The organism is Shinella sp. AETb1-6 (assembly GCF_009826875.1).
GTDB lineage: Bacteria > Pseudomonadota > Alphaproteobacteria > Rhizobiales > Rhizobiaceae > Shinella > Shinella sumterensis.
The window spans coordinates 63,530-88,685 of sequence record NZ_WUMM01000003.1 but is presented as its reverse complement, the minus strand read 5'-3'; the positions used below and the strand labels follow the sequence as shown (position 1 = coordinate 88,685).

General features: G+C 61.7%; 23 protein-coding genes. 3 read left to right on the top strand and 20 right to left on the bottom strand.

The genetic code is table 11. From position 1 onward, the window contains the following. Positions 1 to 24: 24 nt before the first annotated feature. The 4 genes from GR158_RS06065 to GR158_RS06050 all read right to left on the bottom strand — a co-directional run bounded on the left by GR158_RS06065 (position 25) and on the right by GR158_RS06050 (position 4,680). Positions 25 to 819: an ATP-binding cassette domain-containing protein gene (locus GR158_RS06065; protein ID WP_134646495.1), complete on the bottom strand. Its 795-nt coding sequence runs from the start codon at positions 817 to 819 to the stop codon at positions 25 to 27. Then, positions 819 to 1,805: an ABC transporter permease gene (locus GR158_RS06060; protein WP_160870362.1), complete on the bottom strand. Its 987-nt coding sequence runs from the start codon at positions 1,803 to 1,805 to the stop codon at positions 819 to 821. Before GR158_RS06060 ends, GR158_RS06065 begins: the two co-directional genes overlap by 1 nt. Before the next feature lie 151 nt (positions 1,806 to 1,956). Then, complete coding sequence (locus GR158_RS06055) at positions 1,957 to 2,943, bottom strand: substrate-binding domain-containing protein (RefSeq protein WP_209020845.1); 987 nt, start codon at positions 2,941 to 2,943, stop codon at positions 1,957 to 1,959. A 189-nt stretch (positions 2,944 to 3,132) separates the two neighbouring features. Next, a complete protein-coding gene (locus tag GR158_RS06050) occupies positions 3,133 to 4,680 on the bottom strand; it encodes an FGGY-family carbohydrate kinase (protein ID WP_160870361.1) in 1,548 nt (515 codons plus the stop codon). Positions 4,681 to 4,867: 187 nt separating this feature from the next. Between GR158_RS06050 and GR158_RS06045 the strand changes: the two genes are divergently transcribed. After that, complete coding sequence (locus GR158_RS06045) at positions 4,868 to 6,064, top strand: ROK family transcriptional regulator (protein WP_246665555.1); 1,197 nt, start codon at positions 4,868 to 4,870, stop codon at positions 6,062 to 6,064. Between the two features lie 250 nt (positions 6,065 to 6,314). Here GR158_RS06045 and GR158_RS06040 read toward each other — a convergent pair whose 3' ends face one another. Together GR158_RS06040 and GR158_RS06035 are read right to left on the bottom strand one after the other, a co-directional pair. Further along, complete coding sequence (locus GR158_RS06040) at positions 6,315 to 6,827, bottom strand: hypothetical protein (RefSeq protein WP_160870359.1); 513 nt, start codon at positions 6,825 to 6,827, stop codon at positions 6,315 to 6,317. Positions 6,828 to 6,945: 118 nt separating this feature from the next. Next, positions 6,946 to 7,611 (bottom strand): transcriptional regulator, encoded by a 666-nt coding sequence (locus GR158_RS06035; protein WP_160870358.1) that lies wholly within the window; start codon positions 7,609 to 7,611, stop codon positions 6,946 to 6,948. A 266-nt stretch (positions 7,612 to 7,877) separates the two neighbouring features. Here GR158_RS06035 and GR158_RS06030 point away from each other — a divergent pair, with 266 nt between their 5' ends. Then, a complete protein-coding gene (locus GR158_RS06030) occupies positions 7,878 to 8,759 on the top strand; it encodes a S9 family peptidase (RefSeq protein WP_160870357.1) in 882 nt (293 codons plus the stop codon). Between the two features lie 87 nt (positions 8,760 to 8,846). Here the strand turns inward: GR158_RS06030 and GR158_RS06025 are convergent, their stop codons facing one another. From GR158_RS06025 to GR158_RS05965, 13 genes are all read right to left on the bottom strand, one after another. Further along, entirely contained in the window at positions 8,847 to 10,055 is a 1,209-nt protein-coding gene (locus GR158_RS06025) for an MFS transporter (protein ID WP_160870356.1), read from the bottom strand. A gap of 1 nt (position 10,056) precedes the next feature. Continuing rightward, entirely contained in the window at positions 10,057 to 11,064 is a 1,008-nt protein-coding gene (locus GR158_RS06020; protein ID WP_160870355.1) for a glycoside hydrolase family 3 N-terminal domain-containing protein, read from the bottom strand. A gap of 14 nt (positions 11,065 to 11,078) precedes the next feature. Next, positions 11,079 to 11,861 (bottom strand): DeoR/GlpR family DNA-binding transcription regulator, encoded by a 783-nt coding sequence (locus GR158_RS06015; protein WP_160870354.1) that lies wholly within the window; start codon positions 11,859 to 11,861, stop codon positions 11,079 to 11,081. After that, on the bottom strand, positions 11,858 to 12,487 hold the full coding sequence (locus GR158_RS06010; RefSeq protein ID WP_160870353.1) for an HAD-IA family hydrolase: 630 nt from the start codon (positions 12,485 to 12,487) through the stop codon (positions 11,858 to 11,860). Before GR158_RS06010 ends, GR158_RS06015 begins: the two co-directional genes overlap by 4 nt. A gap of 83 nt (positions 12,488 to 12,570) precedes the next feature. Next, positions 12,571 to 14,202, bottom strand: a complete 1,632-nt coding sequence (locus tag GR158_RS06005; protein ID WP_160870634.1) for a GMC family oxidoreductase — start codon at positions 14,200 to 14,202, stop codon at positions 12,571 to 12,573. A 14-nt stretch (positions 14,203 to 14,216) separates the two neighbouring features. Continuing rightward, the gene (locus tag GR158_RS06000; RefSeq protein WP_160870352.1) at positions 14,217 to 15,719 is read right to left on the bottom strand and encodes a GMC oxidoreductase; all 1,503 of its coding nucleotides are present in this window, start codon (positions 15,717 to 15,719) and stop codon (positions 14,217 to 14,219) included. 10 nt (positions 15,720 to 15,729) lie between these two features. Beyond that, positions 15,730 to 16,824: an ABC transporter ATP-binding protein gene (locus tag GR158_RS05995; protein WP_160870351.1), complete on the bottom strand. Its 1,095-nt coding sequence runs from the start codon at positions 16,822 to 16,824 to the stop codon at positions 15,730 to 15,732. A 4-nt stretch (positions 16,825 to 16,828) separates the two neighbouring features. Next, positions 16,829 to 17,707: a carbohydrate ABC transporter permease gene (locus tag GR158_RS05990; RefSeq protein WP_134646470.1), complete on the bottom strand. Its 879-nt coding sequence runs from the start codon at positions 17,705 to 17,707 to the stop codon at positions 16,829 to 16,831. Further along, complete coding sequence (locus GR158_RS05985) at positions 17,697 to 18,593, bottom strand: carbohydrate ABC transporter permease (RefSeq protein ID WP_160870350.1); 897 nt, start codon at positions 18,591 to 18,593, stop codon at positions 17,697 to 17,699. Before GR158_RS05985 ends, GR158_RS05990 begins: the two co-directional genes overlap by 11 nt. 80 nt (positions 18,594 to 18,673) lie before the next feature. After that, positions 18,674 to 19,924, bottom strand: coding sequence for an ABC transporter substrate-binding protein (locus GR158_RS05980; protein WP_160870349.1), 1,251 nt, complete (start codon positions 19,922 to 19,924; stop codon positions 18,674 to 18,676). 73 nt (positions 19,925 to 19,997) lie between these two features. After that, a complete protein-coding gene (hisD, locus tag GR158_RS05975) occupies positions 19,998 to 21,317 on the bottom strand; it encodes a histidinol dehydrogenase (RefSeq protein WP_160870348.1) in 1,320 nt (439 codons plus the stop codon). Positions 21,318 to 21,411: 94 nt separating this feature from the next. After that, complete coding sequence (locus tag GR158_RS05970; protein ID WP_160870347.1) at positions 21,412 to 23,214, bottom strand: thiamine pyrophosphate-binding protein; 1,803 nt, start codon at positions 23,212 to 23,214, stop codon at positions 21,412 to 21,414. 32 nt (positions 23,215 to 23,246) lie between these two features. Next, on the bottom strand, positions 23,247 to 23,492 hold the full coding sequence (locus tag GR158_RS05965; RefSeq protein ID WP_160870346.1) for a hypothetical protein: 246 nt from the start codon (positions 23,490 to 23,492) through the stop codon (positions 23,247 to 23,249). 89 nt (positions 23,493 to 23,581) lie between these two features. Between GR158_RS05965 and GR158_RS05960 the strand changes: the two genes are divergently transcribed. Beyond that, positions 23,582 to 24,271 carry a hypothetical protein gene (locus GR158_RS05960; protein ID WP_371731622.1) on the top strand — a complete coding sequence of 230 codons (690 nt, stop codon included), beginning with the start codon at positions 23,582 to 23,584 and terminating at the stop codon, positions 24,269 to 24,271. A gap of 12 nt (positions 24,272 to 24,283) precedes the next feature. Here GR158_RS05960 and GR158_RS05955 read toward each other — a convergent pair whose 3' ends face one another. Then, positions 24,284 to 25,111 carry a helix-turn-helix domain-containing protein gene (locus GR158_RS05955; protein ID WP_134646457.1) on the bottom strand — a complete coding sequence of 276 codons (828 nt, stop codon included), beginning with the start codon at positions 25,109 to 25,111 and terminating at the stop codon, positions 24,284 to 24,286. Positions 25,112 to 25,156: the final 45 nt, after the last annotated feature.

Here is a 25,156-nt window from a genome sequence, read left to right as displayed (position 1 = left end):
CCGGCCCGAAGGCGGGCGGAAGACTTAGGCCGTCGCGGCACCGGTCATGATGGCGACGACATCGTTCATGGTATGGGTTTTCGGCGACACGACCGCCGCACGCCGGCCAAGCCGCATGATGTGAATGCGATCTGCAATGTCGAAGACATTGGGCATGTTGTGGCTGATCAGCACCACCGGCAGGCCGCGATCGCGGATCGAGCGGATGAGTTCCAGCACCTGCCCGGTTTCGCGCACGCCGAGCGCGGCAGTCGGCTCATCCATGATGACCAGCTTGCGGGCAAAGAGCGCCGCACGCGCAACCGCCACCCCCTGTCGCTGGCCGCCAGAGAGTGACTCGACAGGATTGTCGATTGCCGGCAGGCGGAACTTCAACTCGTTCATTGCGCGTCGGGCTTCCTCGCGCATCCGTTTCTTGTCAAGGCGACGGAAAAGGCTTCCCAACAGGCCGGGCGCACGCAGTTCACGGCCAAGGAAGAGATTGGACGCGATGTCGAGCGCCGGGGCGACGGCCAGATCCTGATACACCGTCTCGATACCGGCATGACGCGCATCGAGCGGACCCTTGAAATGGATGGGAACACCATCCAGCAGGATTTCCCCGCTGGTGGGGTGCAGCGCGCCTGTCAGCGCCTTGATCAGCGTGCTCTTGCCGGCGCCATTGTCGCCGACGACGGCCAGGATTTCCCCGGCGCGCAGTTCGAAGTCGACGCCATCAAGTGCGGTGACATGGCCGTAGGTTTTCACCACATTGCGTGCTTCCAGCACGATATGGGGCTTTGTCTCGGTGGCCTGAAGGGGCGTGGTCTCGGCAGACATCAGCTTTTCCTCCGGGACATCTGATCGAGTGCGACAGCGATGATGACGAGGATGCCTGTGACCAGGTCCTGCCAGAGCGGATCAATGCCGGCGAGCGTGAGGCCGTTGCGCAGCACACCGACGATAAGGGCACCGATCAGGGTGCCGGTGAGGCCACCGCGCCCGCCGAAAAGGCTGGTGCCGCCGATCACCACGGCGGTGATCGAATCGAGATTGGCGCTCTGCATCGCATTGGGATCGGCGTTTGGAATGCGCCCGAGCGCGAGCCAGGCGGCAATGCCGTAGATCAGCCCGGCGAGAAGGTAGACCGAAAGGAGATGCCGCCGCACCGGAATGCCGACAAGGCGCGCCGCCTCGGTATTGTTGCCGATGGCATAGACGTGACGGCCCCATTTCGTCTGGTTCAGCAGATACCAGACGACGGCGTAGAGCGCGAACATGATCAGCACGCCATAGGTCAGCACGAAGCCGCCGAGCTTCATCGTGTTGCCCGTCCACGCGAGAAAGGGATCGCGCACCGGAAACGCGCCACCTTCCGAGATCAGCCGCAAGGCGGCGGTCAGAATGCCGAGAATGCCGAGCGTGACGATGAAAGGCGGCAGCCTGAGCCCGCTGACGAGACCGCCAGCGGCAAGGCCGGCTGCTGTGCAAAGCAGGATGGCAAAGCCCATCGACAGAACGGGATCATAGCCGAGGTTGACCAGCTTGCCCGCAACGATCGTGCCGAGAACGCAGATGGCGCCCACTGCCAGATCGATGCCGGCCGTCAGGATGACAAGTGTCTGGCCGATGGCCAGCACGCCGATAATGACGGTCTGCTGCAGGATAATCGACAGGTTGTGCGTTGCCAGGAAGCGCGGATTGCTGAGCGCGAAGATCAGGCAGAAGCCGATCAACACCAGCAGCGGCCCCGCCGAGGGCGCACCAAGGATGCGCGATTTCAGGCTTCGCGACGTCTCGACTGGAGAAACGGTGGCTGTTGTCATGGCGATCTCATGCTGATGGTCATCTTGCGCGGCGCGCCCCACCCGGGAAACGTCGGCTGGACGCAGCCGGCGGTGTGCTCACGGATGCAGCGATCCCCGAACGGGGCCACGCTCGGCATAAGCCTCACATGGCCCCATCGGGAGAAAGCGTTCAGTCACCCCAGCAGTTTTCGAGACCCCAGGCGGTATCCTTCGATTCCAGCCCCTCGACCGGCTTGTCCGTGATCAGGAAGGAACCGGTGTTGACGAAGCCGCTCGGCTTTTTGCCGGTGGCTGCATATTCCACAACGGCATCGACACCCATAGCGGCCATCTTGTAGGGGAACTGCATGACGGTCGCCGCGATCTTGCCGTCCTTGACGTCGCGCACACCCGCGCAGCCGCCGTCGATCGATGTCAGCATGACATCGCCTTCCTTGCCGAACGACTTGAGCGCTGCATAGGCGCCAGCGGCGGCAGGTTCGTTGATCGTATAAACGGCGTTGATGTCGCCGTTCTTGGAGAGCAGGTTCTCCATGCCGATCTGGCCCTTGTCCTGCGCGCCGTTTGTGATCGCCGCACCGGCAATGGACGGATCGCCTTCCGCGATGCCGAAGCCCTTCAGGTAACCGTCGTGACGGAACGTGTCGACGGTGCCGCCGGGCGTGCCGTCAAGCATGGCGACGACGGCCTTCTTGTCGCCGAGCGCCTTGCGGGCATAGCTGCCCTGCTGCACGCCGGCCTCGAAATTGTCGGTCGCGAAAGTGGCATCGACCGCATCCGCCGGGTCCGTTGCCGTGTCGAGTGCAATGACAAGCACGCCAGCCTCGCGTGCCTTCTTGATGACATCGAGCATGCCGGAGGAATTGTTCGGGGTAACCAGGATGCCCTTGGCGCCCGCGCTGATCAGGTCCTCGATGGCCGCAACCTGGCCTTCATTGTCGCCGTCGAACTTGCCGGCGCGCGCGATCAGCTTGACGCCCTTTTCCTTGGCGCGGGCGTCGGCCGCCTGCCGCATCTTGACGAAGAATGGATTGACCTCGGTTTTCGTAACGAGACCGACGATGACGTCTTCCGCTGAAGCGGACCCAGCGGCAAAAGTCAGGCCCAGCGCAAGGCCGAGCGCGCCGAAAGCCGTCGAACGCACGGATGTGCGAATGCTATGAAGCGACATGAAACCCTCCCAAATTTGATGACGCCGCCGAGCCTTCTGGCTCTCACGGCCGGCACGACCTCTCCTCAAAGGCCGAGGGAATTTGCGCATCTCTTTTGGATAAAGTCAAATGCTAAAAACTTATGTTTTGTATATTTTTATGCAAAATACGCAGGCTGCCGAAATCGTGCCTGGTCACAAATCACGAAGCGCATGCATCGCCGAGTGAACGGTTCCACCCGATGTCAGGCCGCGGTAAATTTCATAGACGGATCGATAGCGCGATGCCTTCATCGGTTGCGGCTCGACACATGTAAAACGTTGGGCACCGAAACGCGCGGCGCCGTCGGCGTACGTCTCGACAGCGCCGCTGGCCACAGCGCCATGGATGGCAGCACCAACGGCCGTGGCATTTTCGATGTCGGGGACTTCGACGCGGCAATCGAGCACGGCTGCCATCATCTGAATCAACAAAGGATTTGCGCGCGCCAGGCCGCTTGCCATCAACACGCGGTCCACCGGCAATCCACCTGAGGGAAAAAGATCGAAGATCGTCCGCGCGCCAAAGCACAGGCCTTCCATCAGCGCGAGATAGATTTCACCAGCCGTTGTGTGGCGCGTCAGGCCGGCAAGCAGGCCGGTCAGATTGCCATCAGCGAACGGGACACGGTTGCCGCCCAGCCAGTCGATCGCCACAAGACGGCCGGCCGCAGGCGCGAGCGCGGCCACCTCTTCGTTATAGGCAAGGAAGCTTGCCTGCATGCCCTTGCCGCGCGGAAACGTCCGCACGAACCACGCGAGCGTGTCGCCGAAACTCGGCTGGCCGGCTTCGTAGCACCAGAGCTGCCGCATCGATCCATCGAAGGCGACACCTTCGATGCCCGGAGGTAGTGGCCTGTACGCGTCCCCTAGATAAAGATAGGCGGCGGACGTCCCCAGCGCGCCGACAAAACAGCGCGGCGAGACAGCACCGATGGCCGGCAGCAAAACATGCGAATCGATGACCGCGACGGCGACGACTGCAGCACCCTGAATACCCGTCACGTCACGCCATTCCGCCGATAACGTTCCCGCCGCCGACCCGACGGGTAGCGGGGCTGAAAGCCGCTCGTGAAGGCCCCCCACTATACCCTCGGGATAACCGGCTTCGGCCGAAAACTGCGCCTTGAAGGCGGCAAAGCCCAGGCCCCGCGCCTCCTGCCCGGTCAATTGCCAGACAAGCCAGTCGCCACTTTCGATGTACCGGTCCGTCGCCGCCCACAGCGCCGGCGCTTCCGCCGCAATCTGCGCGGCCTTCGCCAGCAGCCATTCGCCGGAGACACGCCCTCCGAAATTGTCGAGAAACGGGGCCGGGCGGGCATTGATGCTGTCCGCATAGGCCTGCGCGTTGTGCTTCCAGAGCTTTACATAGGCGTGCGGATCGCCAGGGTACCGTCGTGACAGCGGCACGCCGTCGGCGCTGGCAGGAAGCGGCGAACTGGCGGTAAAACCGAGCCCGATGCCTTGGATCGTGCGCCCGCGCCCCAGCCGCGAGAGAATGTCGGCCGCAGCCTCCGTGTAATCATCGGCGTTCTGCAGCGTGAAGCCGGAAGGGATGCTGCTTCCTTCAGGCAGCACAGTCGTCATGATCCCGTGCCGATAGGGATGGACGTGGTGGGCCACCTGTTGCCCGCTTTCCGCATCGACCAGCACGCCCCGCGCAGACTCGGAACCGTAGTCCAACCCGATAAGATATGTACGCACGAACGAACTCTCCACCCACAATCACCCGATACATACAAAATAATACATAAATAGCAATCTTATGTATTTTATTATACATAATGAGCCGTTGCACGGAAATCCTCGCTTTATTTCGCCGGCCTTTCCCGCTAGAGCGGGCTGACGGGAGCTTTGCATGAAAAAACCAAACCAGAGTATCGACGCGACGATGATCGACGGGGCGGGAAGCCTGCTTTCCCTGATCGCCTCGGGAGCGGCAACATCACGCGCCGAATTGCTTGAGGCGTCGGGCCTGTCGCGGGCTACGGTCACGCAACGGTTGAACGGGCTTTTGGCAAGCGGGCTCGTATGCGAGACGCAGGACACGCTGCCGAGCGGCGGACGTCCCACGCGCGTCCTCGCGATCAACGCGGAAAGCGGGTTCGTGATCGTCGCCAACATCGGCGAAACGCACATTCATCTTGCAGCCATGGATTTGCAGCCGGCTATCCTTGCCGAGACGACGCTGCCCTTTTCGATTACCAGCGGGCCGGATGTAACGCTGGCACAAATCGGCGATGCGATTTCTGCACTGGCGAAAGATGCTCAGAAGACGAACGGCCTGTTTGTCGGCATCGGACTCAGTCTGCCCGCGCCGGTCGATTTCAAGCGCGGCTGCGTCGTCGGCCCGTCGGTCCTGCCCGGGTGGGATGAGTTCGATATCATCGGCTGGCTGAAGCGCCGTTTTGCCGTGCCGGTTTATGTCGAGAACGACGTGAACCTGATGACGATCTGTGAACACAAGCGCCGATTTCCCGCCATCGACGACATGGTCTTCGTCAAGATCGGAACGGGGATCGGAAGTGGCATGATTGCCGGTGGCCGGCTTTTTCGCGGCGCACAGGGCGCTGCAGGCGATATCGGCCATATCCAGTTCCTGTCGGACGATGCACCGCTCTGCCGCTGCGGAAAATTCGGCTGCATAGAGGCGCGCGCTGCCGGTTGGGCAATCGCGCGCGATCTGAATGCACGTGGTTTTCACGCGGAAACCGCCCGCGATGTCATCGACCATGTCGACCAGCGCAAACCGGAGGCGCTCATGCTGCTACGGGCGGCCGGTAGAACCATTGGCGAGGTCGTTTCCGATGTCGTCAGCATCCTCAATCCCAGCCTGATCGTCATCGGCGGCACGCTGGCGCGCGGTGGAGACTTGCTGCTCTCGGGCATTCGCGAGCTCGTCTATCAGCGCTGCCTGCCGCTGGCGACGCGTAACCTCTCGATTGTGCTGTCGACGGCGCAAGAAGACAGCGCCCTGTTCGGGGCGGCGTATCTCATCTTGGACGACCTTTTTGGTGTCGCGAAAGTCGAGCAATTGCTCGAGCGATACTCCAATTCGGACGGCGCGCCATTGAGAGCGGACGGTTGAAACGCGCGGATTGATCGACAAGCAAGTCTCTGACGCCCGAGGTCTTCACTGGCTAAGGAATGAACGCATAAGAGATCCAATGGATCAGAGACGGGAACGAATCCGCATTCGACGTCGTCATGGAGCATTGCGATAAAGTGAGAAGCGCCTTCTCCGAGCGCCGACACTCGATACAGGTCGGCTCTGCCTATCCGTTGGCTCGATCGCGATCTTTCCGGCTTACGCCAAACCGACGGACCACGCGGGCAGCTTAACGTTCGTAACGCTCCAGCATCGTCCTCAGCTGTGCGTTCTGGAGGCGAAGCTTGCTCGCCAACTGCTCGCGGAAAGTCCTGATCTCTTCGTCCAGACTGGTCATCTGCTCGGAGACGGTAGGGGCAACCTGCGGAGGCTGCGCGGCAGCAGCGGGCGGTTCCACGTTTCCGGCACGGCCTTTTCGCTTGGCCGATGCGGGTTTGGCAGTGTTTCTGGTTTTGTTTGGTTTCCGGGTTTTGTTTGGAGAGACATCGGCAAGGGAACTGCCGACGTCTTTCGGGACGTCGGCGTTATCGTTCTCCACCGTCCCGTCAGCAACGGTGCCGCCGGCAGCATCGTCAAGCTGCGAGCGGACGGTGGAAGGGCCGTCGGGTTGATCGACGGCCGCCGGCTTTTCTGTCGAATCCGCAATCGCCGGAACGTTCGGCTTTTCGACCGGGTCATCTTCCTGCCGTTGCTGGCGTCGCGGCGACACAAGCCGGGCAAGGATGTTCCAAGGAGACGCCATTTATCGACCCCGCGTTATCCGCCTGCAGACTACGAGTTCACACGCTGACGCGGTCAAACGTCATCAGAACACTCGTCAACACATGAACCCGCGGCCGAACATCGGCCGGCTGCCGGCATTAATCGAGCTTAAGCCGCTTGCGCAGGTCGGCGTTTTCGGTGCGAAGCTTCTCAGCAAGCAGCTTGCGCAGCTTCTGGTTTTCTTCCTCAAGCTGCAGCAGGTCCGAGATATCGTCGGTCGCTTTGGAGACGGCAGGCGTCTTCTTCACGGGCTTTGGAGTACGCTTCACGGGCTTGGGCTTTGCGGGAGCAACAGCTTCGACCGGTTTCGCCTTGCGTCCCCGCTTCTGCTTTCCAGCCGTGTCGTTCGAAACGACCGCTGTTTCCGATGCGGTGCCGGCGGAAGCCACCTCAGCAGCCACCTTCTTAGCGCGCGGTCGGCGCTGCTTCTTCGCCGGGGTGGGCGTGCCAACAACAGTCGGTGCATCTACAGTGGTCGTCGTTTCGCTTTCGTCAGCCATGGTCGTCTCCTCGTTGGTTGCTCCAGTTGTGTGCTGCCGAACCGGTTCTGTCAAGAACGGTTCAACTGCCTCAGCTTTCGAGGCAAGCACATCGCCGGCGGATCTGTCGTCCGATTGATTGCCTGGAGCATATGGCACCGCCTCTTCCTCAACATCGCGGGCAACAGATTTGAGATCAATGCCGCCCCATATCGAGTTGGACTTGGGGTCTGGCTTGCGTCGACCCTTGTATTCGACTGCAAAACTACGTTGCGTTTTTTTCAAAGTTGGAAGCCCTACATATCCAAGGAAATGTTTGACGGCACATCAGCGCAGCCGCAGGCCTACTCCATAATGATTACGCATCTCTCAGTCCAGCCCGTTATACATCTCGTGTCGGGGCCGCGCCCCATCGCGACGGCGGACATCTGATCGACAACAATTCTCGGGTCATGCTTCTGTTCGCGTCACCTTTCTCATCAACGCGAAATTGGCATGAAAGCACTCTTTGCGAAGATTGTTCAAAGCCAACAACAATGAGGTGAACTGTGATGAATGTCTGCTCCTTAGTGGCAACGCTGCTTCTGACTCTCGTGTCAACCGCCGGTCATGCTGCAGAAACGGCGGTGAGAATTGAAAGTGGCGGAAGAGGGCTCGCCGGCATCCTGAACCTGCCGGACAATGAGAAGAACCCGCCCGTCGTCCTCATGCTCCATGGCTTCACCGGCCAGAAAAACGAATTTCCCATCGCAGGAGGCACAACGGGACTTTTTGCCTATACCGCTGCACGGCTTGCGGATAGCGGTATCGCCAGCCTGCGCATCGACTTCAACGGATCGGGAGAGAGCGACGGAAATTGGGAAGACACCACGTTTTCAGGACAGGTCAAGGACGCTGTTCTCGCATTCGATTACCTGCAAGCCCTTCCGAATGTTGACGTCTCGAAGATCGGTATTCTCGGCTATAGCCAGGGCGGTCTTGTCGGTGGGCATCTGGCCGCTTTGAGGCCGGAGGCATCCGCCGTCGTCCTCTGGGCACCGGTCACCAATCCCGTCGCGACCTATAGCACCATCATGGGAGTTGATACGGTGAAGAGGGCAATGTCCGGGCCGGTGGAAACCGTTACGACGGCCAAGCTGTCGTGGGGAGGCGAAACAAAGCTCAAGGGTGCCTTTTTCAGCGAACTTCCAAAAGTGACGCCGGTGGGCGCCATTGGTGGCTATCCCGGTCCCTTGCGGGTCATCGTCGGGCTGAAGGAGACGGTCGTGACACCGCAGCCGGCGGCCGGGCATATTTTGCTCGATTATCACAAAGGCCCCGATGATCTCATCACGGTCGATTCCGACCATGACTGGAACGCCGGAACCACGACAAAGACGGTCGACGAGGTCCTGCTTCCCGCGACGATCGAATGGTTCAAGACCAATTTCTAGGAATCATGAACGTGCCCGTCGAGAAACGTTGCATCTCCCGCGCGGGCGCGTGCTCATGGCAGGTCGCTCCTGCCATGAGCGCCGAACTCAGTGCTCCGATCGGGAGCGCTTGAGACGACGATCAAGTGGCACCGTCATACCGGCTATTACCAGAAAAGCGATCAGGATCACCACGAAGCTCACGACGAGCGTGGTTGCCTGCGCAAGAAAGCCCAGCACGGCCGGCCCGAGCAGCAGGCCAGTGTAGCCCATGGTCGTTACGATGGAGATGGCGCGGCCGGCAGCCCTCCCGCCGACACGTCCTGCACTGGCGAAAACCGCCGGCACCATGTTCGCAACGCCGAAGCCGCACAAGGCAAGTGATGCGAAGGACAGAAATGCATGGTCGACAAACAGCAGGATGGCGATCGCGACAGCGCAGATCAGCCCGCCTGCCCGGATGATGATCCCATGGCCCAGCCGGCGCGCGAGGCCATCGCCGGCGAAACGACCAACGGCCATGGCCGCGGCAAAGGCCGCAAATGCATAGGCGCCATGGCTTTCGGGCCGACCGAGCACATCGATCATGTAGATCGCTGTCCAATCCATCACGCCGCCCTCGGCAAGCATGGCCAGAAACCCAATCGCACCCAGCAGAAGGATCAGAGCTCGCTGTGCGGCACCAAGACCGGCCGCAGGCTCGCTTCTGCCCACCCCGAAAGAAACCGCCGAATACTCCACCCGACCTGCGATCAGGCGGGAGACGAAGGAAAACGACAGAACCAGCAGACCGGCAATGCCCAGGCATGCGAGCAGGCCGCCGCCGTACCCGATCAGCTGGCCGACGAGAAGCGCGCCAACAAGGTTGCCGACGCTGAATACCGCGTGGAAGGACGACATCAGATGCCTTCCCGTTTCCTGCTCGATCCGCGAGGCGCCCGTATTCATGGCGACGTCGAGTGTGCCGAAAGCGGCACCCGCGACGACAACGGCTCCACCGAGCGCAACGGGATTTTCGATGAAGGGAATGGCGAGGAAAGTCGCACCGAACACCGCGCCGCCGCAAAGGCTGAGCGTTTCGTTGCTGATCACCCGGTCGATGTAGCGGCCAATCGTCATCATGAGAACGATCGCGCCAAGGGCGAAGCACAGCAGGACAAGCCCGAGCTGCCCCTTGTCGAGCCCGACGCCCGATGCCAGGAGCGGCAGGCTGGACGCCCAGGCACCGATGCCGAGGCCGGCGGCGAGAAAGAAGAGCGTGCATTGCAGCCGGCTTGAAGACCGCCATGTCGATGGAACAGCTTGATTGGAGGTCATGTCACACACCGGTCGCGTTCTGCCTGACGCGGGCTGCCGCTTCACCGAGACGCTCCCGCGTGATGCGCCCTGCCCGCGTCGCAGCTGCTATGCCCTCACATAGCGTGTCGAGATGCGGACCACCGCCGACAAGCAGCAGGTCAGCACCGGCATTAAGGGACGCAGTCGCGGTTTCCAGCAGTGTGCGGCCGCGCAGGGTTGCGGGTGCATCGAGATCATCGCTGACGACCAGCCCCTTGAAGCCGAAGTCGTTCCGCAGCATCGCCATGACCGCCGGCGACGTGCTCGCGGCGTTGTCGGGGTCGATCGCGGCCACCGGCGCCGGACCCGTCATGATCGCCTTTGTGCCGGCTTCAATGGCGGCGGTGAACGGGAGTGCATTTTGGAGAATGCGTTCGCGCGGCGACAACAACGAAACGTCGACGAGCGCCGGATCTTCAACAAGATCGTTGAAGCCGGGGAAGTGCTTCGTCACCGCCGTGACGCCTGCCGACTGTACACCCTTCACGAAGGCCGACACGACCCGTGCCACGGCTTGCGGCTCGACACCCATGGTACGGGCGCGCAGCCAGGGGTTCTGGCCGTCGACGATATCGGCAACGGGGGCGAGGAACATCGTAACGTCGAGTTCGCGCGCCGCGGCCGCAGTGACCCGGCACCGCTCTGCCAACGCCTCGTCGTCCAAGGCCTGCGCTTCCTCAAGGGTGGGAAGTGCCGGCACCAGGCCCTGTAACCGCTGGATACCGCTGAGTTCCTGATCGACAGCGACGATAAGATGAGGCGTCACGGCTTTCAATGCAGCGATGCAGGCATGAAATCGCTCCGGCGTTTCTCTCGCCAATCGCTCCGGCGACATGGCGCGGGCGACATATTCCGCCCGGTTTTCTCCGATCAGCACGGAGCAGCCGCCCCGCTCGAGAAAGGGAAGCATGACCTCCGCAAAATCGAGGCTATCGAAAGCGGGGAGGATGACCGCCCTTGCGTCCTGATCGACTGAAAAATCCGTCATCGTCTCATACTCCGTCAAACCGCTTCCACATCGATGCCAACATCACGTATGGCCTTGAGGATCGCTGTATTCTTGCTGCTGGTGAACAGCGTTGAAATCATGGATACAGGCGCCACCTCATAGGTCGCCGTCTGGCCGAGCTTTTCGGCAGTGGCCAGAAGCAGGGTCTTGTTTGCTGCGCGGATCATCGCTGATTTCAGGAGCGCGTCCTCGTAATCGTCAGCGCGCAATGTCATGTCCTCGGCAACGCCACAAGTGCCGAGAATGCAGTAGTCGACGCGCAGGGCGCGGATCGCATCGATCGCCGCAACGCCTGTGGCGCTACGCGTCAACCGGCCGAGACGCCCGCCGAGCATGATCACCTCGGCGGATGGATGGTCCAGCGCCGCGGCGGCTACATCGACGGCAGTCGTGATGATGCGCACGTCAAGCGTCGGCGAAAGGGCGCGCACGAAACGCACGATGGTCGTGCTGGAATCCACCAGGAGCGTCGCGCCTTGGGGGATGGAGGCCGCGGCCGCGCCGCCAATCGCCTGTTTCTCTTCGGAATGGAGCGTTTCACGGCGATGAAAATCAAGTGCCGGCGTGACAAGCCGTGCCGCGCCACCGTGGAACCGTTGCACGAGGCCGGCATCCGAAAGGTCGCGCAGATCGCGGCGGATCGAATCCTCGGAGACACCGAACTCCTGCGCCAATGGCGCGGCGAGCACGCGCCCTGCGGTATTGATCCTCTCGATAATGACAGCCTGCCGCTCCTCCGGAGAGAGCGCCGCCAGTTCCTTTCTGTCTGCGTTCACCCCATCGCCTCCGTTTCGCGCGCCAAAAGGCCAAGCGATATCAAACGCGCTTCAAGCACCTCTGCGCTCCGGAAATGCTCTGTGTGAAATCCCAGCGCCGCTGCCGTGGCGATGTTCGCAGCATTGTCATCGATGAACAGGCATTGTTCCGCACGAACGCCTGCGCGCTCCAGAAAGCGCTCGAAGATCGGTGCATGCGGCTTGACGAGTTTTTCCGTACCCGAGACGACAAGAACCTCGAACACATCCAGGAACGGGAAAATCTCCCTGGCGCGTGGGAAAGTCTCGGCCGACCAGTTCGAGATCGCATGCACGGGAACGCCACCCGCCTTCAGGCGACCGAGCAACTCCGCGGTTCCAGCAATCTCGCCGCCCAGCATTTCATGCCAACGCAGCCAGTAGGCCTCGATCAACTCGGCCTGTTCGGGATGGCGCGCCGTAAGTTCGGCAATACCGTCGGCGAAGGGGCGGCCAGCGTCGAATTGCTCGTTCCACGCGCCCGTGCAGATATCGCTCAGGAACGCCGAAACCGCCACGTCATCCGAAAGGAGCTTGCGATAGAGATAGGCCGGGTTCCAGTCTATCAACACACCGCCGATATCGAAGACCACGATGCTCGGATTCATTGTCTTGCCTCTTCGTGCACAAACTCGATTCACTTATGCACGAATAGGCGAATTTACGCAATAAAACGCAACGCCATTTTTGTTCAAGTCCGCAAGAAATCCGCGGCGCGCTCGCCGATCATGATGCAGACGGAATTGGGGTTTCCGGAAATCAGCGTCGGCATGACGGACGCATCGGCGATGCGAAGGCGCTCGACGCCGTGCACGCGAAGCTTCGGATCGACCACGGCCATGTCGTCGCGGCCCATCCGGCAGGTTCCAGCCGGATGCAGGGCAGCGTGGGCGTCCTTCACGCAGAAAGCCCGGATCTCCTCACGCGTCCGAAGCGAGGGGCCCGGCGTGTGGCGCGCCGCCACGAATTTCGCGATGGCGGGCTGTTCCATGATATCGAGCGCCGCCATCGTTCCATCGGTGATGGCTTCGAGATCGTAAGCCTCGGAGAAATAGCGAGGCGCCACGCGCGGGTTCGCTGCCGGATCGGCGCTCAGCAGCGTAACCTCACCGCGCGACCGCGGCCGGATCTGCCCCAAATTGACCGTGCAGCCGTTGCCGCCCGGCACCGCATCGACCCCCTCCTCGATGCCGGCGCCGACAACCATGAAATACTGGACGTCCGGCGTCGCCTGTGTTTTGTCACCCCACCAGAAGGCACCTCCCTCGATGAGGTTGGATGCCGCCGGTCCGTTGCGGAAAAGCGCATAATTCAGGCCGGCAGCAGCCTTCCAGTGCAGCTTCTTGTACTTGTCGTAGCTGTGCGGTCCGTTCAACTGGTAGACGAGGGAAATCTCGATATGGTCCTGCAGGTTCTGACCGACGCCGGGCAGGTCGGCGTGGACCTGGATGCCGTGCTTTTGAAGTTGCTCCGCAGGACCGATACCGGACAGCATCAGAAGCTTCGGCGTGGCGATCGCGCCGGTCGAGATAATGACCTCCTGATCCGCGCGGTAGACGATGCTGCGCCTTCCCTTCACGCACTCGACGCCGATGGCCCGTCCGTTCTCGATGATAAGGCGAGTGACAGTGGTTCCCGTCTCGATGCGCAGATTGCGCCGTTTGCGGGCCGGTCCGAGATAAGCGACGGCAGCGGAACTGCGCCGGCCGTTCTTCGCCGTGATCTGATAGAGGCCGCAACCGGCCGGGGCGCCCGAATTGAAATCCGGGTTGTATGGTAGTCCCGCCTGCTGGCAGGCCTGCAACCACGCGCGGGTCAGCGGGTGGATATACTCGATATCGGAAACGCCGAGCGGCCCGCCGACGCCATGCGCCTCGTTGCAGAAGCGGTTATTGTCCTCGGCACGCTTGAAGAACGGCAGCACATCCCGATAGCCCCATCCCTCCGCGCCAAGCTCCACCCACTGGTCGTAGTCGTCAGGCACGCCACGGATGTAGATCATCGCGTTGACCGAGCTGCCGCCGCCCAGCACGCGCGCCTGTACCATGGTCGGCGTATCCGTCCGTTCCTGCTCTGGCATCGGCTCCCAGGGAATGCGCTTCAGCAGATCCCCCTGCGCCGTTTTGTAGTAGGCGCCGGGAATGTGGATATAGGGACTGAGGTCGCGCGGCCCCTCCTCGATCAGGAGAACACGCGTATCCGGGTCCTCCGACAGCCGCGCAGCGACGACGCAGCCCGTCGAACCGCCGCCGACGACGATATAGTCGAAGGTGCGAAGTTCTTCCGGCTGACGCGGAGAAATGCCGTAGCGTGCCGATCCCATGTCGCGAACCGTCATCACTTTCCTCCCGCAATGGCGGCACCCGCCTTGATAGCGAGCGCGGCAATGGTCAGCGCCGGGTTGACGGCAGCCGATGTCGGCAGCACCGAGGCATCCGTGATGTAGAGGTTCTCCACATCGTGGCTGCGGCAGTTCACATCGACGACGGAGTTTTTCGGATCGTCGCCGAGGCGGGCCGTGCCGCATTGATGCGACGTCGTCTTGCGGCCGAAGGTATGTGTCAGCACGATCGGGAAGCCGGCTTTGCGCATCACTGCGCGGGTTTTGCGAATGAGCGCCTCATGCGCACGCATGTTCGATCGGATCCAGTGCATAACAATCCGCCCGTCGCGAACCATGACCCGGCTTTCAGGATTGGGCAGGTCCTCGCTTGTCAGGAACCAGCCATAGGCGTAGCGCGCCATGAGCCGCGCAAACCATGCCGGCGCCGGCATCGGCAGATTGGCCTTGAGGATGTTGCCGGTGATGTGGCCAAGAAGCTGCACATTCCCGAGAGGAAAGCCGTACTCGTTGTCTTCGTTATAGAAATCATTGAAGGCAATGGTCTTCTGATAAACGCAGCTGTTGGCGGCGAAGGGATCGATCGTCAGCATCGCGGTCGTGTTGTGGTTCATGAAGTTACGGCCGAGCTGGTCGGAGCCATTGGCGAGGCCTGACGGATGCGCCTTGCTGGCCGAGCGCAGAAGGAGCGCCGCGGTCTGAACGGCACCGGCCGCCACGGCAAAGCGATCCGCCGAGATCCGATGCTCGATCCCGTCCTTCCCATAGACGGCTGCAACGACACGACGCCCGCTCGGATCGGTCTCGAGGCGGCTGACGCTGGCACCGGTGACGAGGCTGACATTCGGATGCGCAAGCGCGCCGGCGAGCGGGCCGACCTCCGCATCGATCTTGCCTGTTCCGGTGTTCGGAAAGGCGTCCCAGCCGGTCTTGGCCCGCTTCAGCCAAGCCTCGATATCGATCGACAGGGGCAGGGACGCGGGATGAACCCCGGCCTTTTCAAGCCGGCGGCGCACCGCAGCCATGGCCGGTTCGTCGGGAACCGGCGGATAATCGTAACGCTTTTCGTGCGGCGGTTCCGTCGGATCGCCGGAGACGGAGCCGCGCACCTTGAAGATCGCCTCGGCAGCATCATACCACGGCGACAGATCATCATAGGTGAGCGGCCAGCCCGGCGATGCACCGTCCATGTGACGGCGCGGGGAAAAATCCTCTCGGCGGTAGCGGTACATGACGGCACCGAAGAACTTCGAATTGCCGCCGACATAGTAGTAGTTTCCGGGCAGGAAGCTTTCGCCGTCCGTCCCCAACCACTCCTCGGACGACCGGTAAAAGCCCTTCTGGAAGATGGCAATGTCGTCACGCGCCTCGGGGCTGTCCGTCAGATGCCCTCCCCGTTCGAGAATGACGATCCTGAGGCCCGAGGGCGCAAGGCTGTAGGCCAAGGAGGCTCCGCCGATGCCGGAGCCGATGATGACGATGTCTGCCGTCTCGGTCATGAAAGGTCTTTCAGTCGATGCGCGTTTCGGTTTCACTGTCGAACAGCACGATCTTCGAGGTATCGACCGCCAGCGCGGCTTCGCGACCCGCATGGGCCTGCCGTGGCGGGAGACGGGCGGTCACTTCCACGCCGCCAAGCTGGAAGACGGCCAGCGTATCCGGCCCGGTCGGCTCGACGACGTCGAAATCGATGGTCAGCGAAGGAGCGGGGCTGCCGGTTGAAGCAATGGAGAAATTCTCCGGACGGATGCCAACCAGGACCTTCTTCCCGGCATAGCGACGCAGGGCATCCGCCGAAAGCGCGATCCCGCCGATGCGCGCCGCCGGCCGGCGCGCGATCCCGATCACCGCCGTGCCGTCCGCTTCCAATAGGGCCGGCACGATGTTCATCGCGGGCGAGCCGACGAAGCGTGCGACATAGACATTGGCTGGCCGGTCGTAGACCGCCTGCGGTTCGTCGAGCTGCTGCACCACGCCGTCCTTCATCACGGCGACGCGGGTGGCAAGCGTCATCGCTTCGATCTGGTCATGCGTGACATAGACGATCGTCGTACCGAGACGCGCGTGCAGTCGTTTGATTTCTGTGCGCATGTCCACGCGCAGCTTGGCATCGAGGTTCGACAGGGGTTCGTCGAACAGGAAGAGCTTCGGCTCACGTACGATGGCGCGCCCCATGGCGACACGCTGGCGCTGACCGCCCGAGAGCTGCGAGGGTTTGCGGTCGAGCAGATGGGTGATCTGAAGCAGATCGGAGGCTGTTTTCACGGCCTTGTCGCGGTCGGCCTGCGCGACCTTGCGGATCTTCATGCCGAACTCGATGTTCTGCCGCACGGTCATGGTCGGGTAGAGCGCGTAGGACTGGAACACCATGGCGATGTCTCGATCCTTCGGCGACAGGTCGTTGACGGTCCTGCCGGCGATACGGATCTCGCCGCCGGTTACCGTTTCCAATCCGGCGATCATGTTGAGCAGCGTGGACTTGCCGCAGCCGGAAGGCCCGAGCAGCACGAGAAAGTCGCCGGTGCCGATGGAGATGGAGACTTCCTTCAGAACCTCCAGATTGCCGTAGGCCTTGCGGACGCGATCGATTTCAAGAGTGGACATGGGCTCAGCCTTTCACGGCGCCGGCCGTCAGCCCGCGGACGAAATAGCGGCCCGCGACGATGTAGACGACCAAGGTTGGGATGGCGGCGATCATGGCGGCGGCCATGTCGACATTGTACTGCTTGCGGCCCATCGTGACGTTGACGATGTTGTTGAGCGCAACGGTGATCGGGGAGGACTGGCCGGCCGTGAAGGACACGCCGAACAGGAAGTCGTTCCAGATCTGGGTGAACTGCCAGATGCACGACACGACGATGATGGGCAGGGCCGCCGGCAGCATGACGGAGAAGAAGATGCGGAAGAACCCTGCCCCATCGATCTGCGCCGCCCGCGTCAGTTCATCGGGAATGGTGATGAAGTAGTTGCGGAAGAACAGCGTGGTGAAGCTGATGCCGTACACCGTGTGCACCAGCACGAGACCGGGGATCGTGCCCGACAGACGCAGGCTGCCCAGAAGCTGAGCCATCGGCAGGATGACGGCCTGGAACGGCAGGAAACAGCCGAACAGCATCAGGCCGAAGACGAAGTTCGCCCCGGGAAAGCGCCATTTCGTCAGGATATAGCCGTTGATCGCGCCAATCGCGGTGGACAGCGCAACCGCCGGAATGACCATCAGCAGCGAGTTGACGAAATAGGGGCGCAGGCCATCGCAGGCCGTACCGATACAGGCCTGCCCCCAGGCCTTTTCCCAAGCCTCGAAGGTGATCGCCTGCGGCAAGCCGATAAAGGAGCCCGAATAGATTTCGTCGAGCGACTTCAGCGAGGTGACGATCATCACCCAGAGCGGCATCAGATAGAAGATGGCGAGCGCGATCAGCGATCCGTAGATGAAAAGGCGGCCGAACTGATGCGCGCGGCGCGCGGAGCGAGCCTCAGTGCTCATTGCGCGCCTCCTTCAGCTCCGAATAGAGATAGGGAATGATGATGGCGGCGACCGTCATGAGCATCATGATGGCGCTTGCAGCCCCGACACCCATCTGGTTGCGCCGGAAGGTGGCGGAGAACATGAACGTGGACGGCATCTCCGTCGCATTGCCGGGGCCGCCGCCGGTCAGAGCCAGCACAAGATCGAAGCTCTTGATCGAGATGTAGCTCAAGAGGACGATGACACTCAGGAAAGCCGGGCGCAGCATCGGCACGATGATGTTGAGATAGATGCGCGGCAGGCTCGCGCCTTCGATCTGTGCGGCCTTGATGATCGACGTGTCGATGCCGCGTAGGCCGGCCAGGAAGATGGCCATGGCAAAGCCGGTCGATTGCCAGACAGCGGCAATGACGACGCAGTAGATGGCGTATTCGGGCCGCGTGATCCAGTCGAAGACGAAACCGGTCCAGCCGAGATCGTTGACGACCTTCTCGACGCCGAGATCCGGGTTGAGAATCCACTTCCAGGCCGTCCCCGTCACGATGAAGGACAGCGCCATCGGATAGAGATAGACGGCGCGCAAAAACCCCTCGGCGCGGATCTGCTGATCGAGCAGGATGGCGATCAGCAGGCCGATCGCGATCGTGATCGCCAGGAACAGCACGGTGAACACGAAGAGATTGGCGACCGCCGTTTCCCAGCGTGGCGTCGACCACAGGCGGATATATTGCTCCAGTCCGACAAAGTCGTATTTCGGAACCATTTTCGACGACGACAGGGAAATCCAGCCCGTCCAGGCAATGAAGAGATAGACGCCGACGATGATGGCGACGAGGCTTGGCGAAAGGACCAGCCGCGGCAGCCATCGCGAGAATCTATCCTTCAGCGAAAGTGTACTGCGCATGACAGTCATCCCACCGTTTCATAATATTCATGCCCGAAATGCCCGCCGGAATTGTCCGACGGGCATTTCGGAACGAGCGATCAGCGCGCGTTGTTGATGCCGTCGACCAGAGCCTGGACGGCGTCCTTGGAGGACATGTCGGTGACGAAGAACTTGCCGACGACGTCGCTGAACACGCCGGAGAACTGCGGCGGGGCTGCGAAGCCCTCCGTCAGGCCGCCCACCATGTTGCCACTGGCAACAGCCGCTTCACGATCGGCGAAGCTGCGCTTGGCGCAGGCGTCGAAATCCTCGACCGAGACATCCGACCGGGCCGGAATTGAGCCCTTGATCTTGTTGAAGTTCTTCTGGACCTCCGGGTCCATGATCGATTCCGCCCAGGCATCCTGCGCAGCGATGACGGCCGGATCGTCGTTGTTGAACACACCGAAGGCATCGATGATGAACTTGAAGTTCGCGGTTGCGGCCGGCGTCGGGAAGCACAGGAAATCTTCGCCGGGCTTCATGCCCTTGGCCAGAAACTCACCCTTGGCCCAGTCGCCCATGATCTGCATGCCGGCCTTGCCGCTTGCGACCATGCCCGTCGCCACCGCCCAGTCGCGGCCGGTGAAACCATCGTCGACGAGACCGCGCACCTTGCGCAGCTTGTCGAAGGCATCGATCATCTGGTCGCTGGAAAGAGCGGCTTCATCGAGATCGATGACCGCCTTCTTGTAGAACTCCGTACCATTCACATCGGTCACGATCGCTTCGAAGACCTCGAGGATCTGCCAGGGTTCGTCGCCGATGGCCAGCGGCACGACGCCGGCTGCCTTGAGCTTGTCACCGGCCGCGATGAGCTCGTCCCAGCTCTTCGGTTCGGCAATACCCGCCTTGTCGAAAACGGCCTTGTTGGCCCATACCCAGTTCTGGCGATGCATGTTGATCGGCAGCGAGATGAAGGTGTCGTCGCTCTTGACGAAGGCGAGCAGCTGCGGCGCCAGCGCCTTGTCCCAGCCGTTCTTGGCATAGAGATCGTTGAGGGAGCGCAGGACGCCCTCCTTCGCCCAGTCCAGGCCTTCGTAGCCGAGGAACTGCATGGTTGTCGGCGGATTGCCTGCGGCAAGGCGCGTCCTGAGCGCCTGCAAGGCGTTCGCACCGGAAAGGCCTCCGACGGCGCTGTCCTGCCAAGTGTAACCCTTCGAAGCGAGCTTGTCCGTAATCACTTTCAGCGCGTTGACTTCGCTTTCGGAAACCCAGTGATGGATGCCTTCCACAGTTCCCTTGCTCTCGGCCATTGCGGCGACCGGAAGAAGCGAGATTGAGGCGGCAAGAAGCGTAATCAGTTTCATTATGTTCCCCTGTATTTGCTCTGGTGGTTGAATGTGGATGGCAGGTGCGAACTCCCGGCACCTGCCGCATGGACTATGCGTCGGCCGGTTCGACCGCCGCCGCATAAGGCACGTTGCGGCCGCCATAGCGGCGGACGCGGATGTTGGCCTGCTCGGCATGGCCGGCAAAACCTTCCATGAGGCAAAGCCGCGAGCCGTAGGCTCCGATCATGGCGGAAGCCTCGTCGGTCAGGATCTTCTGGTAGGTGCAGGTCTTCAGGAATTTTCCAACCCACAGGCCGCCGGTGTAGCGGGCCGCCTTGTTGGTCGGCAGCGTGTGATTGGTGCCGATCACCTTGTCGCCGAAGGCGACATTGGTGCGTGCGCCGAGGAACAGCGCACCGTAGTTGCGCATGTTGTCGAGGAAGTAGTCCGGATCGCGGGTCATGACCTGGACATGCTCGGAGGCGACACGGTCGGCTTCCGACAGCATCTCTTCGACCGTGTCGCACAGGATGATCTCGCCGAAGTCTTCCCAGGCCTTGCCGGCAACGACCGCTGTCGGCAGGATTTTCAACAGCCGCTCGATCTGCGCGAGCGTGTCGCGCGCCAGCTTTTCCGAATTGGTGATGAGCACCGCCGGAGAGTTGACGCCGTGCTCGGCCTGACCGAGCAGGTCCGTTGCGACGAGCTCTCCATCAACGCTGTCGTCGGCGATAACAAGCGTTTCCGTCGGGCCGGCGAAAAGGTCGATGCCGACGCGGCCGAAAAGCAGGCGCTTGGCTTCCGCCACATAGGCGTTGCCAGGGCCGGCCAGCATATCGACGGGCTCGATCGTCTCGGTGCCATAGGCCATGGCGGCAATCGCCTGCACGCCGCCGAGGCAATAAATCTCGTCGGCGCCGGCAAGTGCCTGCGCCGCGACGATCTTCTCCGCAATTTTTCCCTGGAATGGCGGTGCGCAGGTGATGACGCGCTCGCAGCCGGCAACCCTCGCCGTCAGCACGGTCATGTGGGCGGAGGCGAGCAGCGGATATTTGCCGCCCGGAACATAGCAGCCGACATTCTGGATCGGCACGTTCTTGTGCCCCAACACGACGCCGGGCAGGGTCTCGATTTCGATATCCTTCAGCGCCGCCTTTTGCGCCTCGGCGAAGCGGCGGATCTGCTCCTGGGCGAAATCGAGGTCTTCGCGTTCGCGGATCGACAGCGCATCGATACAGGCTGCGATTTCCTGCTTGGTCAGGCGATAGGAGTCCCGGTCGAACTTGTCGAACTGGACGGAGAGTTCCCGAACCGCCTTGTCGCCACCGTCCCTGACCTTTGCCAGAAGGGCTTCGACTGCCTTGGTGACCGCGCTGTCGGTGCCGCCGTCTTCGATGGTGGCCGTGGCCGTTTTGATGTGCCGGATCATGACAAAGTCTCTTCGTTCGCGGCCACCGGTGGCGCCGCGTCATCAATGGTCTTGGGAGGGTTGCAGGGAGGCTGTCGCCTCCCCGCTCAAGCAATCAGAGGTGCTGCTCGCGGGCGCGCATCTCTGCGTAGGCCGCCTGTTCCTTCTCGTAGTAGGCCGGCGACGGGAAATCCCACCAACCGGTTGCGAAGGGGCCGGCCGCGTCTCGCGAGACGATGACCTCCACAAGCGCGGGGCCGCCGCATTCGAGCGCCGCCTTCAGGCTGCTTTCGAGATCCTCGTCCTTTTCGACCTTCCAGGCCTGCAGACCGAACGCCCGGGCAGAGGCCGCGATATCCGCCGAATAGGGGGCGCCATTGCCCGCGTGATGGTTGAATTCGGAGGCGATGTGACGGCCCATGAACTTGCGCATGCCGCCGCGGATCGACATGTAGCCTTGGTTGTTCAGGACAAGGAAGACGACGTTGATGCCGTTCATGACCGCCGTGCCCATTTCCGGCAACGACATCATGAAATCGCCGTCGCCCACGATTGAAACGACCTGACGGTCCGGGCAGGCGAGCTTGGCGCCGAGTGCCGCCGGAACCGCCCAGCCCATCGGCGAATAGGAGCCGGACGTGATATGGGTACGCGGCTCGTAGACCGGGAAGCTCTGCTTGACGGAACCCTGGGTGTTGCCCGAGCCGACGACGACGATGCCGTCGCGGTCGAGCACCTTGCGCAGCGCCACGAGCGGACGCTGCGAGGTGAAAGGCGTCTCGCGGCTGTTTTCGCGCGGCTCGACCAGAGCGCGCCAATCGGCCTTGGCCTTCTGCACGTCGGCGAGGAACGGTTCTCGACGTGCCTGCATTTTCTGGGCATCTGCGTCCGAGATCAGTGACAGGATCGCCTCCAGAGTCACCTTGGCGTCCGCGACGATGCCGACTTCTGTCTCGTAGTTCTTGCCGATCTCACGCGGATCAAGGTCGATGTGAATGAGCTTGGCCGAAGGGATCGAGAACGAGACGCCCTTGGCATAGGAGGACGCCGACCAATCGGTGAATCGGCAGCCGACGGAAACGACCACGTCGGCGGACGCGGTGATCTTGTTGCCGCAGGTCGTGCCCGTCTGCCCGACTGCGCCGATGAAAAGCGCATGGTCTTCGGAAATCGCGCCCTTGCCGTTCCAGGTGATCGAGACGGCCGCACCGAGCTTTTCGGCAAGACGCGTCAGCTCGGCCGAGGCGTTTGCCGTGATCGCGCCGCCGCCGGCGACGATAACCGGGCGTTCGGCGGAAAGAAGAACCTTCAACGCTGCTTCGACGGCCTTGGGATCCGGATAGGCGACACCGACCGGCAGGCGCTTGCCAAGCGGATGGATGGTCACATCCGCCGCCTCGACCTGCACGTCCATCGGGACTTCGACATGGACCGGACCCGGTCGGCCTGTCAGCAATTCGCTGAAGGCACGGTGCATAATGCTTGGGAGGACCTGCACCGAATTGGCTTGCCAGGCGCGCTTCGTCACCTGTTCGGTGATGCGCGGGAAGGCGTTGTCCTGCTGGCGCTCCAGCTCCTGCATGGTGCCGTGGCCGTGCATGTAGGTCTGGGGCGAACCGGAAACGTAAAAGAGCGAGGTCGAGTCGCAATAGGCGGTGGCAAGGCCGATGATGGTGTTTGCGGCGCCGGGACCGACAGAGGTCGAGCACGCCATCGGCTTGCCCGAAGCGCGATAGTAGCCATCGGCCATGTGAACCGCGCTCTGCTCATGCATGACCTGGATGAAGGGAATTTCCGATCCCTCCTGCAGGAATGCGTCGAACAGCGACCAGATGCCATGGCCCGGCACGCCCGCGACATATTCGACGCCGTATTCCTTCAAAGCCTTCGCGACGACTTGGCCACCTGTCAGTTTCATGTGATCGACCCTCTGAAATATCGTTATGGTGCTTACAGGAAGATCAGCAGCTCGGGGCGTCTTCCGATGAGAGCCGCATTCTTCGGCGGAGCGTGACGCATCGCAAGTTCGCAGCAATTGAAACGCTGACGCAAGGTGACGCACATTGAGCGCAGTTTTGCATCATTCGACTGGCTAATATCGACCGGATGTCGCGTCATGTCGCCACGGAAGAACGCCAGAAGCTGAAAGGCGGCCGGCTGCGCATCCTTCGCAAGCTGAAGCGGATTTTGCGCCATGATGCGAAGAAATAAGTTGCGCCGCGAACTTCTTTGACGCCATCCGGTGTGGCTTGTTTAGGGCACAGAAAGAGACGAGAGGCATTGCAGTGCAGAACCTGAGCAGAGACCTGGCTTTCGCGGACGCGTTCATCACGGCGACGCTTGTGGAAAATGTGGTCGACTACGATGTGGCCGACGCGATCGTCGTCAATATCAGCCCCTCCCCCATGGTGACCGGCGATGAACACCCCGCCATCGTCCCGGCGTGGAAATCCACCTGGCTGAAGGGCGGGCGCATCCGTTCAGCCGAGCGAGCCGCCGTCATCAAGGTCGTCAACCCGACCAATCTGGGCGGCTGCATGTTCCGGGGCTGGGATTGGCTGGGAAATCGTATCCGCAGCTTTCCGCGCGATACGCCGCTTTACATCTCGGCGCAGGATACGATCGGCACGGTTATTCTCGATCCACGGGTCTTTACCAATGAACGTGCGAGCGCCGAGGCGCCGCAGACCTTCACATTGAAGCTCAATCTCTGGTGGTCGCCCGGCGATACGGATTGCTTCATCCACAACGAGCACCCGTTCCTGGAAACCCATACGCAGATCCATGGCTCGGGCCGCATGCAGAAGTTCAAGACGCGGGATGCCGCTGAGATCTACGAGGACGTCGTCATGCCGATCGGCTATTCGCACGACCCCTTCTGCCGGGTGACAGGCGAAAATCAATGGACCTATCCCTGGCACCGCTACTATGCGGATACCGACAGCGTCTGGCTTGCGGTCGAACTCCATCCCTAGGGTGGCGGGACGTCAGCTCATCTGGATCATGTCCGAGCCATCGCCGAGATATTGCAGGGCCTCGCGGGGAATGGCCGGGTCGTTGCGATCGAGAACTGTCAGGTCCTTGAGTTGATCGCGGCCCAGCAGACCCGGGCCGCGATAGTGCAAGGCCACCTTCGTGGAATACGGCTGGCGAAAGACGGTCGCCGCGATGCCGCTGGAGATGCCGAACATGAACCGCTTGGCATTGCGCTTGACCTGAGCATAGACGCCGAACGTCAGCTCGTTGGACTGGATACCCTCGAAATCGGCTGTGAACAAACGGTCGGCGACGGGAAAGCAGAAACCGTAATATTTGAAGACGTACTCCGTCTTCTTCGGATTATCGAAGCTTGGGAAACGCTCGACGTAATAGTGCTGGAGGAACTCGTTGTTGCGGTAGATGCAGAAGGCAGAGCGCAGCACGAAGCCCTTGTAGATCGAGGAGAACTGGTAGCGATCGTAGACACCCACAATGTCGTCGTGATCCGCCCTGTTGTTCTCCACGATCATGTCGGAAACGAAACGCGTGAATTCGGGCATCTGACGGGCCGTCGCCATGGCGTGAAAGAAATTGCCTTCCACAAGGGTGCGGAATTCGTCGGGATCGGCAAACAGCATCGGCACGCTGAGCCCGAAATAGTTCGCGATGATCCGAAGGTTGGCTGCCGATGGGACATGGGCGCCGGAGAGGTACTTGTTGAACTGCTGCCGGTTGACATTGATCTTGCGGCAGACCGCAGCGACGGAGCCGTGCTGCCCGCAGAGTGTCCTGAGATTTGCCGCGAAAGCATTACCGTCTCTACCCAGATGATCCATTCCGGCCCCTCAAAAGTGACGCATTATGACGCTCAAAATACGTCA